15 protein-coding genes are annotated in these 15,398 nt (G+C 70.7%); 5 read left to right on the plus strand and 10 right to left on the minus strand.

Translation table 11 applies throughout. The features are described 5' to 3' along the window. Positions 1-1,176: an aromatic acid exporter family protein gene (locus UIS43_RS16395; RefSeq protein WP_071623000.1), complete on the minus strand. Its 1,176-nt coding sequence runs from the start codon at positions 1,174-1,176 to the stop codon at positions 1-3. After that, entirely contained in the window at positions 1,158-1,940 is a 783-nt protein-coding gene (locus UIS43_RS16400; RefSeq protein ID WP_013155556.1) for an alpha/beta fold hydrolase, read from the minus strand. Before UIS43_RS16400 ends, UIS43_RS16395 begins: the two co-directional genes overlap by 19 nt. A 234-nt stretch (positions 1,941-2,174) precedes the next feature. Here UIS43_RS16400 and UIS43_RS16405 point away from each other — a divergent pair, with 234 nt between their 5' ends. Further along, on the plus strand, positions 2,175-2,801 hold the full coding sequence (locus UIS43_RS16405) for a hypothetical protein (RefSeq protein ID WP_370010670.1): 627 nt from the start codon (positions 2,175-2,177) through the stop codon (positions 2,799-2,801). A 106-nt stretch (positions 2,802-2,907) separates the two neighbouring features. On the opposite strand, the gene UIS43_RS16410 is transcribed toward UIS43_RS16405, so the two are convergent. After that, positions 2,908-3,438 carry a DUF1360 domain-containing protein gene (locus UIS43_RS16410; protein ID WP_013155558.1) on the minus strand — a complete coding sequence of 177 codons (531 nt, stop codon included), beginning with the start codon at positions 3,436-3,438 and terminating at the stop codon, positions 2,908-2,910. After that, on the minus strand, positions 3,431-5,302 hold the full coding sequence (locus tag UIS43_RS16415; RefSeq protein ID WP_370010673.1) for a glycoside hydrolase family 15 protein: 1,872 nt from the start codon (positions 5,300-5,302) through the stop codon (positions 3,431-3,433). The genes UIS43_RS16410 and UIS43_RS16415 overlap by 8 nt, the downstream gene beginning before the upstream one ends. A 155-nt stretch (positions 5,303-5,457) precedes the next feature. Here UIS43_RS16415 and UIS43_RS16420 point away from each other — a divergent pair, with 155 nt between their 5' ends. Next, the gene (locus UIS43_RS16420; RefSeq protein WP_013155560.1) at positions 5,458-6,510 is read left to right on the plus strand and encodes an SDR family oxidoreductase; all 1,053 of its coding nucleotides are present in this window, start codon (positions 5,458-5,460) and stop codon (positions 6,508-6,510) included. A 33-nt stretch (positions 6,511-6,543) separates the two neighbouring features. After that, on the plus strand, positions 6,544-6,909 hold the full coding sequence (locus tag UIS43_RS16425; protein WP_013155561.1) for a DUF3140 domain-containing protein: 366 nt from the start codon (positions 6,544-6,546) through the stop codon (positions 6,907-6,909). A gap of 94 nt (positions 6,910-7,003) precedes the next feature. Here UIS43_RS16425 and UIS43_RS16430 read toward each other — a convergent pair whose 3' ends face one another. After that, on the minus strand, positions 7,004-8,389 hold the full coding sequence (locus UIS43_RS16430) for an MFS transporter (protein WP_370010676.1): 1,386 nt from the start codon (positions 8,387-8,389) through the stop codon (positions 7,004-7,006). A 346-nt stretch (positions 8,390-8,735) separates the two neighbouring features. Here UIS43_RS16430 and UIS43_RS16435 point away from each other — a divergent pair, with 346 nt between their 5' ends. Beyond that, complete coding sequence (locus UIS43_RS16435) at positions 8,736-9,323, plus strand: hypothetical protein (protein WP_370010678.1); 588 nt, start codon at positions 8,736-8,738, stop codon at positions 9,321-9,323. Beyond that, positions 9,320-9,562, plus strand: a complete 243-nt coding sequence (locus UIS43_RS16440) for a hypothetical protein (protein WP_370010681.1) — start codon at positions 9,320-9,322, stop codon at positions 9,560-9,562. The genes UIS43_RS16435 and UIS43_RS16440 overlap by 4 nt, the downstream gene beginning before the upstream one ends. Before the next feature lie 6 nt (positions 9,563-9,568). On the opposite strand, the gene UIS43_RS16445 is transcribed toward UIS43_RS16440, so the two are convergent. The 5 genes from UIS43_RS16445 to UIS43_RS16465 form a co-directional block, all read right to left on the minus strand. Beyond that, the gene (locus UIS43_RS16445) at positions 9,569-10,222 is read right to left on the minus strand and encodes a hypothetical protein (protein WP_370010683.1); all 654 of its coding nucleotides are present in this window, start codon (positions 10,220-10,222) and stop codon (positions 9,569-9,571) included. 101 nt (positions 10,223-10,323) lie between these two features. After that, positions 10,324-10,905, minus strand: a complete 582-nt coding sequence (locus tag UIS43_RS16450) for a pentapeptide repeat-containing protein (protein ID WP_370010685.1) — start codon at positions 10,903-10,905, stop codon at positions 10,324-10,326. A gap of 57 nt (positions 10,906-10,962) precedes the next feature. Beyond that, entirely contained in the window at positions 10,963-11,919 is a 957-nt protein-coding gene (locus UIS43_RS16455; protein WP_370010688.1) for a hypothetical protein, read from the minus strand. A gap of 30 nt (positions 11,920-11,949) precedes the next feature. Then, on the minus strand, positions 11,950-12,384 hold the full coding sequence (locus UIS43_RS16460) for a hypothetical protein (protein ID WP_370010691.1): 435 nt from the start codon (positions 12,382-12,384) through the stop codon (positions 11,950-11,952). Positions 12,385-12,523: 139 nt separating this feature from the next. Then, complete coding sequence (locus UIS43_RS16465; protein WP_370010693.1) at positions 12,524-15,352, minus strand: hypothetical protein; 2,829 nt, start codon at positions 15,350-15,352, stop codon at positions 12,524-12,526. Positions 15,353-15,398 lie beyond the last annotated feature (46 nt).

Consider the following 15,398-nt stretch of genomic DNA (forward strand, 5'->3'; position numbering starts at 1 on the left):
TCACCCCGCCGTAGCGCCCGGCGTCCCCTCCTCGCTGTTCTCGTGCCCCTCCCGCAACTCCTCGAACAGTCGTTCCAGGTCGGTGAGGAGCGCGCTGTGCACGGGCCAGCGTTCGGAGTCCCAGTCCTCGCTCATGTGCTCCCGCGCCCGGTCGATGCGCCGGAGCCCCTCCTCCAGACAGGAGTCGAGGTCGGCGGAGACGGTGTCGCGCTCGGGTTCCCCGGCCTCGTGGAGGGCGTCGAAGGCGTCCGCCGCCGCGTCCAGGAGCGGGGCGAACTCGCGGAGGAAGGCGTCGCTCGGCTCGGGGAAGCGCGACCGCCCCTCCTTCGCGGTCCTCAGGGTGCGGACGAGGGACTGGAGGTGGCGCGCGGACCGGCCCAGGGCGAGGATCCAGCCGTAGTAGGCCTTCGGCGCCCTCTTCGGCGAGGGACCGGTCAGGAGCCGCCGCGGGTTCAGGCGCGCCCGGTACTCCTGTTGGGAGACCGACTCCCGGGCGTTGCGCTCGGTGTTGTCGAACCCCTGGGCGACCCGCGCCCAGTAGCCGACGTCCCCGAGCCCCTCATCGCCCCCGCGGAGCGCCTCGGCCATCTCCCGGCTGAGGTCGCGCAGGCCGTCCGCGAAGTCGAACACGGCGCTCTCGGCGTCGCGGAAGCGGATGGCGGGCGCGAAGACCGTGTTCGTCACGACCGCGGCCCCGGCCCCCACCAGCACCATGAGCAGCAGGGTTCCCATGTCCGTGAGGCTGCCCGCGGTACCTCCCGCGAGCGCGAACGACGCCACCACGGGTATCTGCTTGCCCTGGTCGCCGAAGACCGTGAACTGCCCCGCGATCATCGCGACGAACACGGCCAGGGCGAAGAACCACACGTTGAGCCCGACGGTGAGCCCGGTCAGGCCCGCGATCAGGGCGCCCAGGAAGACCGCGGGGACGTAGCGCAGGGACTGGAGCACCGACCCGTACACGCTGGGCCGCACCACCAGCAGGGCGGAGAAGGGGGCGAAACCGATCTGGGACGAGCCCCCCAGGAGGGTGCCCACGAGCCAGGCTCCGGTGGAGGCGATGACGCACTTGGCGACGATGACCGCGGTCTCGCGCTCGTAGCCGCGCCGCTCGACGATCCGGCGCAGCACCTCGCGGGCGTTGGCCGCGGTCCTCCTCACACGTTCGGCGACCACTCGGCCCCCGCCCTCCGGTCCCGTGCCGTCTCCCGAACGAACTCCCCGACCAGGTCGGCGACCCGGCCGGGGGCGGCGGCGGTGAGCGCGTGGGGCTGTCCGGGCAGGGTCACGAGCCGCCCCCGGGGCAGCAGCCGGGCGGCCTCCCGCGCCCAGGGAGCGGGGCAGAGGGGGTCCCTGCCCCCGCGCAGGACCAGGGTCGGCTGCCCCACCCTCGGCAGGACCGTCTCGATCCGGTGCTCGCGGCTGGCCAGAAGACTGCGGACGTCCCTGCGCACCCCAGCGTCCCAGTAGTCGGCGACGACGGAGCGGATCACCGAGAGGTCCTCGCGCGTGGCGTCGCGCAGCAGGCGCGCGGCCAGTTCGGGCAGCGAGCGCGCCCCGGGGTCCGTCGTGGGCCCGGCCAGCACGAGCGACCCCACCTCGTCGGGCGCGCGCACCGCGGCCTCGGCGACCACCTGCGTTCCGAGGGAGAGCCCGAGCAGGCAGGGCCGCTCGATCCCGCGGACGCGGAGCCACGCGAGGAGGGAGTCCGCGAGTCCGGTGACCGTGGGCGCGTGGTCGGGTGCGGTGCTCGCGCCGAACCCCGGCAGGTCGACGGCCCAGGCGGGCGTCCTTCCCTCCAGGGCCCTGACCACGGGCAGCGTCTGGCGTGAGGAGATCCCCGCGCCGTGCACGCAGACCACCGGCGGCCCCTGTCCGGGTACGTGCCACCAGGCCATCGACGCGCGTCCGACCCCGTCCGTGCCCCTGAGGGCCTCCATGCCTACCCCCGAACGACCTCCTCGGCACCGGTCATGTGGTCGCCACAACTACCCAGGGCCCCCGCCTTCAACCCACTCCCCGTCGAGGCGTGTGGAGACGCCGCGGGGCGGTCAGGGAGGTACACGCAAGGGTGTGCGCGCGAAGGGAGCCAGGTGATGGGCAGGAAGTCGGATTCGCCTCCGAAGCACCCGTGGTTGAGGGGGGCCGTGCGGGGTGTCGCGGGTGCGATGGCCATGAGCGGTATGCGGCAGGTGGAGGTCGGAGCGGGGTTCGTGCGGCGCACACCGCCCGAGGCCGTCCTGGCGGAGGGCGTGCCCGCCCTGCTGGAGAGCGTTCCCCCGGAGCGGAGGAAGGCCGCGATCGAGCTGGCGCACTGGGGGTACGGGGCGGCGGCGGGTACCGTCTTCGCGCTGCTGCCGCGCCGGGTGAGGCGGTGGCGGCTGGCCGGCCCGGTCTTCGGGGTGGCGGTCTGGAGCGCGTACGAGCTGGCCGTCGCCCCCGCGCTCGGCCTCGCCCACGCGCGCGGGCACCGGCCCCGGGAGCGGTGGGCGTTCCTGTTCGACCACGTGGTCTTCGGGCTCATGGTCGGGGAGGCGCCCGAGAGCGTGGTGGCCGGAACCGGCGGCTCCGGGGACGACGCGCAGGAGGGGTGCTGCTGCGGGGGCCACGGGAGTGCCGGGGGCCGTGGGGACCACCGGGGACGCCGAGGGCGCGGGGGCCGCCGGAGCCGCCGGGAGCACGGGGGACACGGGAACCACTGCGGTCACGGCGACCACGGGCACCACGGGGACGACCACGGCTCCGAGGTTCACGGTGACCGCGGGAAGCACGGGGGGCGGGGAAAGCGACACCGGCCCTGACGGCGGGGAGGCGGGGGCGGGCGACCGATCGGTCGCCCGCCCCCGCCTCTACGGCGTGCTCGGCGGACTCCGGCCCGGGGCGGTGTCCGGGACCAGGACGGAGGCGCTACTCCTGGGCCTTCTGGAGGCGCACGTACGCCAGCTGGAGCCAGTCGGACACGGCCACGGCGCTGAACACCGCCCCGGTCCCCCGGGTCACACCGGGCGCGAACACCAGGCCGAAGGCGTAGGCCGTGGCGATCCACTGCGCGGTGCAGAACGGGCAGGTGATCAGCTCACCGACCGCCCGGCGTGCACCCTGGCCGCGTACCTCCTCGGCCAGCTCGGCCGGGGCCGAGACCCCCTGGAAGCGGGTGAAGAACGCCCGGAGCGGGCTGGTGACCGCGTCCTTGGCCAGCATCCGCGACAGCTTGTGCGTGGTCAGCCCCATCAGCGCCAGGTCCCACGGCCCCACGCTCTCGGCCCTGCGCCTGCCCCGGAACCGGCGCGCGGCGAGCAGCCCGACTCCCACCAGGGCCAGGTAGCCCGAGGCCACGGCCGTGTACCCGAAGAGGGGCTGGTCGCTGTCGCCCCGGTAGGCCTCCGCCTCCTCCTGGATCGTCTCCTTGATGTCCCCGGTGGTGTTGTGGTCAGCCATCTGCTCCAGTCCTCCTTCGTCGTGTCGCGCCGCTCGACCTGTCGCGCACCCACGAGTGCAGCGCCTCCCCGTCCCCCGCCTGGTCGAGGTTGACGGCCGCCTCGATCAGCGCGAGGTGGGTGAAGGCCTGGGGGAAGTTGCCCAGCATGGTGCCGTCGGCGGCCATCTCCTCCGCGTGCAGGCCGAGCTCTCCCGAGCTCCCGCACAGTTCCTCGAACCTCCGCCGCGCCTCCTCGGTCCGCCCGGCGAGCACCAGGGCGGAGACCATGTCGAAGGAGCAGAGGAGGAAGGCGCCCTCCGGGGTGCCCAGTCCGTCGTCGGTCGTCCCGGGGTCGTACCTGTGGACGAGCCCGCCCTCCCCGCCCAGCTCCGCGTCCACCCGTTCCAGGGTCGCGAGCACGCGCGGGTCGGTCCCCTCCAGGAAGCCCAGGAGCGGGATCCGCAGCAGCGACCCGTCCACGTGGGACGAGCAGTAGGACTGCGTGAAGGTCCCGGCCTCCGCGTCGTAGCCCCGGTCCAGGACCTCCTGGCGCACGGCGTCCAGCTCCTTGCGCCACTTGTCCAGCGGGACGTCCCCGCCCGCCTTGCCGGACTCGGTGGCCAGCTGGATCCCGCGGTCCAGGCACACCCAGGCGTAGACCTTGGAACTCGTCCAGTGCCGCGGCCGCGACCGCACCTCCCACATGCCCTCGTCCGGCTCGCGCCAGACCCGGCACGCCGCGTCGACCATCGAGGAGAGCTGTTCGACGTCCCCGCGCCCGAGCCCGCCGGTGGCCTCCTCGTAGGACAGCGCGGCGTCGAGCACGTGCCCGTACACGTCCAGCTGGTGCTGTGAGTAGGCGTCGTTGCCGACGCGGACCGGCCTGGACCCGGCGTGTCCGGCGAGGTGGTCCAGGGTCTCCTCCTCAGGCGGCGGCTGTTCGTCGACCGCCTGCACCGGGGGGACCCAGTCGATCGGCTGACCGCACATGCGCAGCAGGAAGCGCAGGTAGTGCCCCGCCTCCTCGGCGTGCCCGAGCCGAAGGAAGGCCAGGACGACGAGCGCGGCGTCGCGGTGCCAGACGTAGCGGTAGTCCCAGTTGCGCGGGCCTCCCGGCCACTCGGGCAGGGACGTGGTGGGTGCGGCGATGAGGGCGCCGCTCTCCTCGTGGAGCAGACCGCGCAGGGTGAGGGCGCTGCGGCGCACGTGCGTGGCGCCGACCCCGTCGTAGTCGGTCCGGCCGGACCACTCCCGCCAGGCGTCCAGGGTCTCCCGCATCAGCGCCCGGCCCTCCCCCAGTCCGACGCGGCGCCCGCCCTCCAGGTAGTCCAGGGCGAACACGGCGGTGTCCCCCTCGGCCAGCTCCACGCGGTACTCCGGCACGCCGTCCCGCGCGAGCGCGGGCGCGGGCGAACCCGACAGCATCGGCCCCGAGGCCTCGCGCAGTCCGCCGTCCACCCGCTCCCACACGGGTTCGGCACGCGCGAAGTCGGGTCTGGCGTCGAGCCGCGAGCGCACGGACGTGCTCCCGGAGCGGCACTCGACGACCCGTAGGAGGAGACCCTGCCGGTACAGGCCCGCCCCGCCCTCCTCCGGCCTTCGCACCGCGAGCAGGTCGCGGACGGCCACCTCGGTGTCCGTACCCCGCCAGAGCGTCTCCAGGACGAGCGTGTCGTCGACGTAGGCGCGTCCGGCCGGGCTCGCCCCCTCGACCTCCAGGGTCCATCCGCCTCCGCGCGGGTCCAGGATCCCCGAGACGAGGGCGGGCCCGTCGAACCGGGGAACGCACAGCCAGTCGACGGTGCCGTCGGGTGTGGTGAGCGCGGCGGTGTGGCAGTCCGAGAGGAAGCCGTGGTCGCCGATGCTCGCGGTGCCCTGCGCCATCCGCACCTCCGAGTCGTGTCGTGTTCCCGGGAACCCCTCATGTGCGACTGCCCCGGGGCGCACCCGGCGAAACGACAGCTCAGAAGCTTGCCGCGGCACGTACATACCGGGCGGCGCTCCCGGGTAGCGGAGGGTGCGAAGGGCCGGAAGCGGCCGTGTCGACCCGTGTGGGGGTGGCCGAGGTGGCCGGGAGACCTAACGGCCGGATCGCGGTGGTCAGCGGAGCCAGCGCGGGCGTCGGAAGGGCGACCGCGCGCGAGTTCGCCCGGCGGGGGTACACCGTCGCGCTGCTCGCGCGGGGGCAGGCGGGGCTGGAGGCCGCCGCGGAGGAGGCCCGCGCCGAGGGCGTGGCCGCGCTGCCGCTGCGGGTGGACGTGAGTGACGCCGAGGCGGTGCGCGGGGCCCTGGCCCAGGTCGAGTCGGAGCTGGGACCGGTGGACGTGTGGGTCAACTGCGTGCTCGCCACGGTCATCTCCCCGTTCATGGAGGTGGAGCCGGAGGAGTACCGCCGGGTCACCGACGTCTGCTACCACGGCTACGTCTACGGCACCCAGGCCGCCCTGGAGCGCATGCTGCCCCGGGACAGGGGGGTGATCGTGCAGGTCGGGTCGGCCCTGGCCTACCGCGGCATTCCCCTGCAGGCGGCGTACTGCGGTGCCAAGCACGCGATACGCGGGTTCACCGACTCCGTCCGCGCCGAGCTGATCCACCGCGGATCGGGCGTCCGGGTGACGGAGGTGCACCTGCCCGCGGTGAACACCCCGCAGTTCACCTGGACGCGCGCGCACCTGGACGGCCGCCGCCCGCGCCCCGTGGCCCCCGTGTACCAGCCGGAGGTCGCGGCCCGGGCGATCGTCTGGGGTGCCGAGCACCCGAGGCGGCGCCGGTACTGGGTGGGGGTCTCGACGGTGGCCACCGTCCTGGGCCAGCGGTTCGCACCGAGGGTGCTCGACTGGCAGCTGGGGCTCACCGGACGCAAGAGCCAGGTGCGCGACGCCCACCCGCCCGCGCGCGACAACCTGTTCCGTCCCCTGGACGGCGAGCACGACTTCGGCGCGCACGGCGAGTTCGACGACGAGTCGCGCGAGTCCAGCCTGCTCCAGGAACTGAGTCAGCGGCGGAGCACCGTGGCCCTGCTGGGCGCCGCGGGGTTCGCGGTGGGGGCCGCGGGCTACGCGGTCGCACGGGGAGCGCACCGGCGGCCCTGAACAGCGACGAAGCCGAAACCGAGGGGGAAGAGCATGGCCGAGCACGATCCCGCCGTGGACGAGGCGTGGGAGGAGTTCCACGCGGTGGTGAACATGACCGGGGAGCAGCTGCGCGAGTGGCTGCTCACGAACGCCTCGGGCGAGGACGCCTTCCGCACCGAGCCGGGGCACACGGTGTCCCGGAGGGGCGAGGCGGTCGTGAACCTGCTGAACAAACGCCGCGTGGACGTGACGGAGTCCGACGTCGAGCTGATGCGTGAGGTGACCGAGTACGTCCGCGGCCAGCTCGCGGACCCGCACCGCGAGGACGCGCGGTGGCGGCACCGGCTGATGTCGGTGGGACACGACCCGCTCAGCCCCGACTCGGCGCGCCCCGACGAGGAGGACCTCGCCGGGTAGCGGTCACCGCGAGGCCGGGGCGGGCGCGGACGCCCGCCCCGGCGCGCGTCGGCACCCGACCGCGAACCCGCCGGTCGGCCGCGGACGGGACGGCTCAGCGAAGGGGCGGGCCGTGCGGTTCCGTTGTCCTCCTTCTTCCGAGGGACCAGGCCGCGGCCGCCGCCAGGACGGCGAGTCCGCCCAGGACCGGGCCCACGACGTGGAACGCGTCCGTGAACCGCTCGCCCTCCAGGCGTCCCCCGGTGAGCGCGGCCAGGAGTGCCCCGACCGCGGCGAGGGCGACCGTCTCCACGGTGATCCGGGAGGCGTTGAACACCCCGGCCGCGACGCCCGTCCGCTCGGCGGGCACCGCACCCATGGCCATTCCGTCCACGACGCCGTTGGTGAGGCCCACCCCGGCTCCGACCAGCAGGAACGGCAGGAGCAGCCGCCACGGTGTGGCGTCGGGCCCCAGCGCGAGCAGCCCCGTGGCCCCGGCGGCGCACAGCAGCAGGGCGCCGACCACGACCGCGGTGTGGGGCAGGCGCGCGGCCAGTTCCGCGCCCGGGGCGGGCAGCAGGAGGGTGGGCAGCGTGAGCATCAGCAGCCACAGCCCGGCCTGACCGGCGCCCAGCCCCACCACGGCGATCAGGTACGACGGCAGGTACACGAGCAGGGGCACGAGCACCGCCATGAACGCGGCGGCGGCCAGGGCGTGGGCGACGAACCGGCGGTTGGCCAGCAGGACCAGGTCCACCAGGGGGTCGCTGGCCCGGCGTTCGACGAGCACGAAGGCGATCGCCAGAGCCGCGACCAGGGCCAGCCCCGCGAGCACCGTCGGCAGGCCGCGCGCGGGTCCCTCCACCAGGACGGCGATCGAGGCGAGCAGTGCCGAGGTGAACAGGACGGCTCCGAGCCGGTCCACGGGCCTGCCCGTGCCGCGCGCGGCGGGCAGGAGGGGCACGAGGAGGAGGACGAGCCCGGCCACGGCGGCCGGGGAGGCGAACGCGGCCCGCCAGCCGAGGTTCTCGACGAGCAGTCCGGCCACGGCCGGGCCGAACGCGGTACCGGCGCCCAGCACCGTGCCCAGCAGGCCGAAGGCCCGGGCCCGCGCGGGGCCCTCGAAGGCCGCGGCGATCATCGAACTGCCGCCGGCGACCGCCGCCGCGGCGCCGACGCCGCCCGCCGCGCGCAGCAGGATCAGGGCGGTGGCGTCCCGGACGAGCAGGCACAGCAGACCGCTGGCGCAGAACAGGGCGAGGCCGAAGGCGTAGACCCGGCGGCGGCCGACCGCGTCGGCGACCGACCCCGCGCACACGAGGAAGGCGGCGAAGCAGGCGTTGTAGGAGTTGACGACCCACTGGGCGGCGGTCAGCGTGGCGCCGAGTTCGGCCTGGACGGCGGGCAGGGCCGCCGAGGCGCCGGTGATGGCCAGCGGGAAGGTGAGCGTGGAGAGCAGGACGGCGAGGAGGAGTATCCCGCCGCGGTCGCGTGTGGACAAGAGGGGCTCCGTGGCATCGGAAAGGCGGAGCCGGGCAGCACGCGGTACCGCACCGGCGTGGTCGCTGATGCGGCGGGAGGACTCTGGGGTCGGCCGCCGCTAGGCGGCCGCGTCATCCGATTCGGGCACGGGCGGGAGCCTAACCGGTTCCCGGTGGTCCGGGCCAGCGGTTTTCCGCGCCGAGGACAGAACCAGAAGGGCGCAGGCGAGGGAGTATGGCCGCGTCGCCTTCGCCCGGGTGCCAGGCAGGTCATGCGTCCGCCGTCACCCTGACCTGGATCCGCGCGGATTCTCTGCTGGAGTACGTCGGCGGGGACGACCGGCGCCGTCCATGAGGAGAAGGCTCGTGTCCAATGTCTATACGAACTTCCTGCGTGTCATCCCCCGGCCTGGCCGGAGGATCGAGCGCTGCGAGGCCGAAGAGGTCATCGGCCGAGTGCTCAACGGGCGCGGCTCCTACAACGTCCCGGTGACGGTTCGACTGACAGCCGGCGGAAGTCTTCTCGACATCCAGGCCGGATGCGGGAAGAACCCCGGCTTCTACGACTTCTGGGACAAGCACCATGGCCGATACACCTGTATGTGGGAACGGTTCTTCGACGATGGCGGCCTCCAGGACACCATCACCTACCACGGGCAGGAAGGGGGAACCGATCACGGTGTGTTCTGGTACGGGTTCGACGAGGTCCGCGTTCTAGGAGCCGCCGAGCACCTTCCCGACCTCGGTGTGCCGTTCGTCCACTGGAAACCGTTCGGTGACGGTGCCTGGCGCGCCGACGTCAGCGGCCGCTACCAGACCGGAAACGACCGGACCGACATCGAGAAGGCGGGACCGTGTTCGATGAAGGTCGAGTGGAACCCACGGTCATGGACGTGGCTCCTGGCGGTCTCGCCACACCGACGACTCCCAGCCGCTGGAACGCGGAAATCGTGAGGATGGAGCCGAGCGGGCTGCACGGCTTCGTGGAGCGTGGCCACCACGGCACCGCGAAGGGGTCGCGCGCGGAGCGCGTGGAACTCCTCTGGCGCGGACGCGTGGTGCACCGGGCGCAGATGGAGTACGAAACCGACTTCGATGAGTACGCGTGGGAGCAGCGCAGCGCCGACGACTGGGACAACTGCCTGGACCCGGACTACCTCGCGAGCATGCGGATGTACGGGCCAGGGAGTTGACGCGGCTCAGGCGAGCCTGTCGGTGAGGTCGGGAGCCAGACCGTCCACGATCTCGTAGGGTTCGGGAGCACGGATACCGTAGCCGTCCACAGCACCGAAGTAGGTGGGTTCTCCCGGGTTCGTGGCCGCATGCAAGGTGGACTCGACCTCTTTCAGAGCCGCTGCGAGCCGGGGTGCGTTGGCCGCGTGCACCTCCGGGTGGGGGACGCCGGAAAAGGCGTGGTGTGCCCAGACGTCATGGTGAACGGCCGCCTCCACCGAAACGTCCTCGAACAGCGGCATGGTCTCCAGGAGGACGAGGTCCGCTTCTGTGTGAACGTTTCCCCGAGCGTCCGTCCAGACACCCCCGCCGCGTGTCCGCAGCAGCTTGACCCGTGCGTCGGGGGCGTCCCGCGGACGGGAGGCCAGGAGGCGCTGCGCGTACTCAGGCGTGTCGATGGCCCCGGCAACCGGAACAGTCCGGTGGGCATCGGGCCCACGGCTCTGCGGATGCTCCCAGCAGACCTCGACGGATTCGACCTTCAGCAACCCACGGCGGTCAAGGATCCCGGCGACGGCTGCCAGCGTGGAGAGGCAGTGGAAGACATCTGCGTTCTCACCTGTGTCGACGAACCACTCCCACGAACCAACAGCCTCGGGAGCCCTGAGGAGTTCAGACATCAGTTCCATCCCGGAGCCTGACACTTGGCTTCGTGAACACTCTCTTCTGGCTTGCCATCCACCAGAAAACCAGACCGGAGAACCAATTGTTCCCCCTACGGTCAAGCGATAGTGCATCCGTCGCCGATTACAACTCTCACGTCCGGCGCCCCGTTGTCCCGGAACCATTCGACTAGCTCTGGCCCACCGATGATGCGGGGCTCGCTTTCCGTGCCGACGTCCACGGTCCCCCTGACCCAGCCACCGGCTCCGGTCACTGTGCACCCGAGGACCTTGGCCTCCTTGAAGACAGTGGTTCCGGAAGCTTCACCCGGACCTAACCACACGCTTGACAGATCTGATCCACGCAGGTCCGTCTCGTGCATCCATGCTGCGTTGAGGTATGCCTCCCTGAAGCAGGAGCCGAAAATTTCGGAACGGTAGAACTTCGCTCCGACGAACGAGGCCTTGGTGAAGTCAGTTCCCCGCGCCTCGCACTCCGAGAGGTCGGCCTTGCGGAAGCTTGCTCCGACGAACTTCGAATTGTTGAGTACAGCCGCACTGAGTTCCGACTTCGAGAAGTCACATCCGTTGAACACGCTCCCGCTGAGATCCGCCTGAACAAAACACAGGTATCTCATGGGGGTTCCCGACAGGTCAGCACCTCGCAGATCCATCCCGGACGCCCCCGACTCCTCATTCATCGAGCGTCTGCTGGAGAGCGCTCGTTGCTCCGACAACGCGTCCGCGAACGCGGCGGTCTACCTGCCCGTCCCGGCGCTGACAGCCGTGTCCCACCACCAGTGGCCAGCGGGAACGCCCCCGGGGACCACGGGCGCGGCACCGTATGCGCCGGACAGGTTCGCCCGGAGCTCCTCGTCGGTGTCGTCGATGTCCTCGGCGTCCAGCAGGGTGAACGTCAGGCTGCCGAGATAGGTCTCGAACAGGTTCTCCAGGGCCGAGCGGTACAGGCAGGCCCCGTACCAGCCCTCGTCCGCGGACATGAGCGCGTAGTCGTCGGTCTGGCCGAGGCAGGCGTTGAGTTCACCGGCTCGGGCCGTGACGAGTTCGGCGACGCTGAGCCGCTGGTTGTCGGAGGGCGCCCCCTCACGGAGCCTCGCCCCCCACAGGAGGAGGAGGGGCCGGTCGAAAGGGATCTGCTCGTCCGCCAGGTCGGATACGGCCTGGGAGAGCAGGTCTCGCCCGGTCCCGTTGAAGGCGTGCACCGGCTCGGTGGGAGGTGTTGGCCAGCCGTAGGCCTCCAGATGCGTCTGCCCGTCGGTCTCCACACGCACCCGTGCCGACAGCGTCACGGTCGCCAAGCCGGTCTCGGGCGCATGCCGGTGGAAGACCAGGACGCGGGACCCGTCGGAGTCCGTCGTGTCGCTGACCACGGAACCCTCTCGCACGGTGGCGGACGCCGACGCGTGGTAGGCGCGGATGGGCGTGCCGTCACGGCGTTCAGCGGAGGGCAGTTCGTGCAGGCGGCGTTTGGTCTGCGTCGCCGCGTTGACGGGAGAGTCGAACGTCAGCATGTCGGCACGGGCACGGAGTGTCTCGCGCACGGCGGACGGGGCCGCGCCGGGTTCGACCCGTACCCCGGCGCGCCCGAGCGCCGCTATCGCGGCCAGGTCCCGGTCCAGGCTCCGCCGCACCAGGCCGGGGTCAGCGAGCAGCCGCTCGGCAGAAATTTCTCCTGGGGTGCGGTCAGAAGGCATGGGAACTCCAAAGCTGTAGAGAACGTTCGGTCACGGCGGTTCCGTCTCCTCATAGTGACGCCTCCAGTGCCGTTCCGCTTCGCTCATGTCCTGGCGTTTGGGCGCGCGCCACCACCAGTGCGACTCGGGTACCCAGTCAGGAATCTCATCTTCACGAAAGGGCGGCGCACTCTCCGATGCATCCTCAAGGGACTCGTCGATGTCTTCGATTTCCGACCGAAGGTGAATCCTCTCAAATTTTTCCCAAGGAACAAAGTGATCATTGAGGATCTGAAGCAGCGATCGGCGAGAACAGGCCTCGTCAAAACCGTCCATGCTGCCGCGCTCAGCATACTGACCCGTGTCATAGATAAAATCTACAAACCCAAGGGAATTACTTTCCCGCTCCAGAAGCTCCCGAATTCTGAGCTTAAATATCTGCAGCTCTTCATTTGGAATAGCATTATTTTGGAGAACTTCATGCAAGCGCCGCAGAAGAGAGAGCGACCGACTGACGCCGCTTACGTTCCTCTCCCCGGCGGAACTTTCCAGCCGGAGCACTATACATCTCATGATATCGCGAGGGTCACTCGATTTTTCCTTATTTTCTACATCTGAACCCACTCTACTTCCCCCCATAGGTTGCCATGACTACTCTTCCATCCTCCCTCACATACAATATAGCCTTCATGTAGACAGGCTCCCCCGTTTTTGTATTCAATACATAGCTTCCATCTGCATCCAGCTTCGGCCTAGCAAATACGAACTTTCGGGAACCGTTTTCTTCAACCCTCGAATCAATGACCTCCCCGCTTCTGATCGTCACTTCCGCGCTGTTGAGGTAGTCACGTACCGGATTCCCCGTCCTCTCTGCACTGGGGAGCTCGTTCGCATGTTTACGAGAGTGGTAGGCCGCCGAAGTCTCATGCCCCATCTCGATATCCCCAGCGCGCTCGCGGATATGCTGCTCCATCTGAGCAGTGGTCAATTCTGGGTCAATATAGGCATGTCCGTGCGGACGCATTTCATTGACGACGTCATGGTCTTGGCGGAGCCGTGCGTCCATGTCCAATTCCAGGACCTCCGCAGCCGCCGGCATACGCGCTTCTCCCTTGGACATTCCCTCCGCCATGAGAGACTTGACCAGCTCATCGAAGGTTGCCTTGTAGTACTCATATCGATAGGCGAATTCTCGCCCATTTTCTGCGCCATCGAAAGAAAAACGTGTAGCCGGACCGTGGAGTTCCGACTTCACTCGCTTATGGAAATTTTGGTCAAGTGCGCCGAATACTCGGTCCCACCCGTCGTCGCCTTCGCTTTGCCCACCGATGAGGTGGTCGATCTCTGCGTCTGTGAGCCCTCCGAGACTGAGCTCTTCCGAGAGGGTCTTACCGTTTTTAAGTTTCTTCTCGGAGGACGGGTCGTCAGTACCGTTCCGGGATCCTTGGTCCCCCTGGGACGGTGTCTCCGCATCTTCGGGACGGGTCCCTGGTGTTTCGTTCCCTGTCTCTCCAGCTCCGGAACTCGAAGGAGTGTCTGATTCTGGGTCAGAAGCACCATGAGCTCCATCGTCGTCGGGGCTTTCCCCCTGGCCATCATCGCCACCGGTACCGGTGCGGTCGTTGGGGGGCTCGTCGCCACCGCCGCCACCGCCACCGGCGGCGGGCTCGGAACGCTCCGCCTCCGGCTCCTCGCGCGGGCCACCCGTGCCCTCTCCCGCATCGCTCCGGTCGCTCTCGTCGTCCTCGTCACGACGCGGGGGACGCTGTTCGGGGTCGTCCTCGGCGCGGGGCGCGTCGGTGTCGCCGCGCTGGGACTCGCCCTCCGGACGCGGCGTCGGGGCCGGGGCGCCGGGCCTCTCCTCGGGCCCTCCCGGTACCTCCGTGTCCTCCTCGTCAGAACGCCGCGGAGTGTCCTCGTCGCCCGGTCGGTTCCGGGGGGTGCCGCTGTCCTGGGGCTGCGGCGCGGGCGGGTTCTGCGAGGGCCGGTCCCCGCCGCCGTCGGGCACGGGGGTGGTCGGGGTGGAGGCGGGCGGGCGGTACCGGTCGGGGTCCAGCAGTGAGTTGTTCAGCATGGTGAGCGGGTTCTCGAAGCGCTCCCCCGTGGGACGCTGCCCCTCCCCGGCGCCCGGCAGCGGACTGCTGGGCCAGCCCCGCGTTCCCGCTCCGCCCCTCGACGTGAAGCTGTCCGAGCCCGAGCCCGAGCCCGAGCCCGAACCCCCGCCGGAACCCGAGCCGGAGCCGTCGAACTCCGCGTCACCCGAACCCCCGGGGGCGTCCATGGAGCTGACCACCCCCGCCCCGGCGATGATCTTGAGAGCCTTGAGGGGCAACCCGACGGTCATCAGCGCGGCGTTGGCGCCGATGGTGGTGTTGGAGTAGGCGACGCCGTCGTCCCGCGTGGACCAGGCGGTGTGCCCCTCCCAAATCTCGGTGAGGCTGCCCCAGGCGTTGCCGGTCCACCGGTCCCATCCGGCGCCCCAGCCCTCCTGGCCGCCCTCGCCCGGCTCCCACAACCACCCGTGTTCGTCGTGGACACCAACCAGGGTGGCCGTGTCCATCCACGCGTCGCCCCAGGCCGCCGTGGCGTTGTCCCAGCGGCCCCGCGGATCGAACCGCCACCCGTTGTCGGGGTGCCAGAACCCGAGCTTGGACGTCAGCCCCACCGCCGTCCCCCACAGGAAGTCGGTGGCCCCCGTGTCCCACAGCGCCTGGCCGATGGGATTGCCCCAGTCCATCAGGGAGGGGTGGAACTCGCTGCCCGCCCACGCGGCGAAGTCGTTGATGTTGCTGTTGACGCCCTCGAAACTCAGGGCGTTCTCCAGCGACAGGTCGCGCTCACCGGCGTCGGTGGGCAGCCCGTAGACCAGCGCTCCGTCCCCGGCGGCCTGGTCCGGGGACACGTAGGCGGGGCCGCCGAAGGTCGCCGAGATCCGGGTGGCGCAGGCGTTCTCTGCCTCGTTGAACGTGGACCAGGCCGTGTTGACCGCGTCCTTGATGCGGATGTTCTCCGCCAGCGCCCACTCGTCGGTCTCGTCGTCCTTGTTCAGCCACCACACCTTCTTGTCGTGGTTGGCGTTCCACAGGCTCTGGGCGTCGATCCGCAGGGTGTTGAGCGAACCGCGCGCGGTCGTGGCCGCCTCGGCCAGGTCCTCCAGCGCGCTGGCGACGGTGGCGAGGTCGCTCTGGATGCCCTCTCCCCGGGTGAGGACGGGGTCCATCGCGGCGAAGAGCGTCTCGCTCTCCGGTGCGCTGTAGTGGGCCTGGAGCCCTCCCCAGGTGGAGGACATGTCCTCGGCCCCGCCGAAGAGGTCCTGCCCGCCGGTGCGCAGGGTCTGGGCCGCGTAGTTGAGGGACCAGACGTCGGTGAGGGGGTAGGGGATGGTGTCGGGGTCGATGAGCGTGAACGGGTTGGGGTCCACGCCGTTCTGGGGCTCGGTGGGCTCGAAACTCACCAGGGGGCCTTCCGTGGGGGCGGGGCGGGGGTGTCGGGGGTGCGGG

The organism is Nocardiopsis sp. LDBS0036, from assembly GCF_041228755.1.
GTDB lineage: Bacteria > Actinomycetota > Actinomycetes > Streptosporangiales > Streptosporangiaceae > Nocardiopsis > Nocardiopsis dassonvillei.

Bases quoted from the DNA above. Each gene is read 5' to 3' on its own strand.
- UIS43_RS16445 (WP_370010683.1), bottom strand. From the start codon at position 10,222: ATGTCTGAACTCCTCAGGGCTCCCGAGGCTGTTGGTTCGTGGGAGTGG.
- UIS43_RS16415 (WP_370010673.1), bottom strand. From the start codon at position 5,302: ATGGCGCAGGGCACCGCGAGCATCGGCGACCACGGCTTCCTCTCGGAC.
- UIS43_RS16450 (WP_370010685.1), bottom strand. From the start codon at position 10,905: ATGAATGAGGAGTCGGGGGCGTCCGGGATGGATCTGCGAGGTGCTGAC.
- UIS43_RS16425 (WP_013155561.1), top strand. From the start codon at position 6,544: ATGGCCGAGCACGATCCCGCCGTGGACGAGGCGTGGGAGGAGTTCCAC.
- UIS43_RS16410 (WP_013155558.1), bottom strand. From the start codon at position 3,438: ATGGCTGACCACAACACCACCGGGGACATCAAGGAGACGATCCAGGAG.
- UIS43_RS16400 (WP_013155556.1), bottom strand. From the start codon at position 1,940: ATGGAGGCCCTCAGGGGCACGGACGGGGTCGGACGCGCGTCGATGGCC.
- UIS43_RS16455 (WP_370010688.1), bottom strand. From the start codon at position 11,919: ATGCCTTCTGACCGCACCCCAGGAGAAATTTCTGCCGAGCGGCTGCTC.
- UIS43_RS16405 (WP_370010670.1), top strand. From the start codon at position 2,175: ATGAGCGGTATGCGGCAGGTGGAGGTCGGAGCGGGGTTCGTGCGGCGC.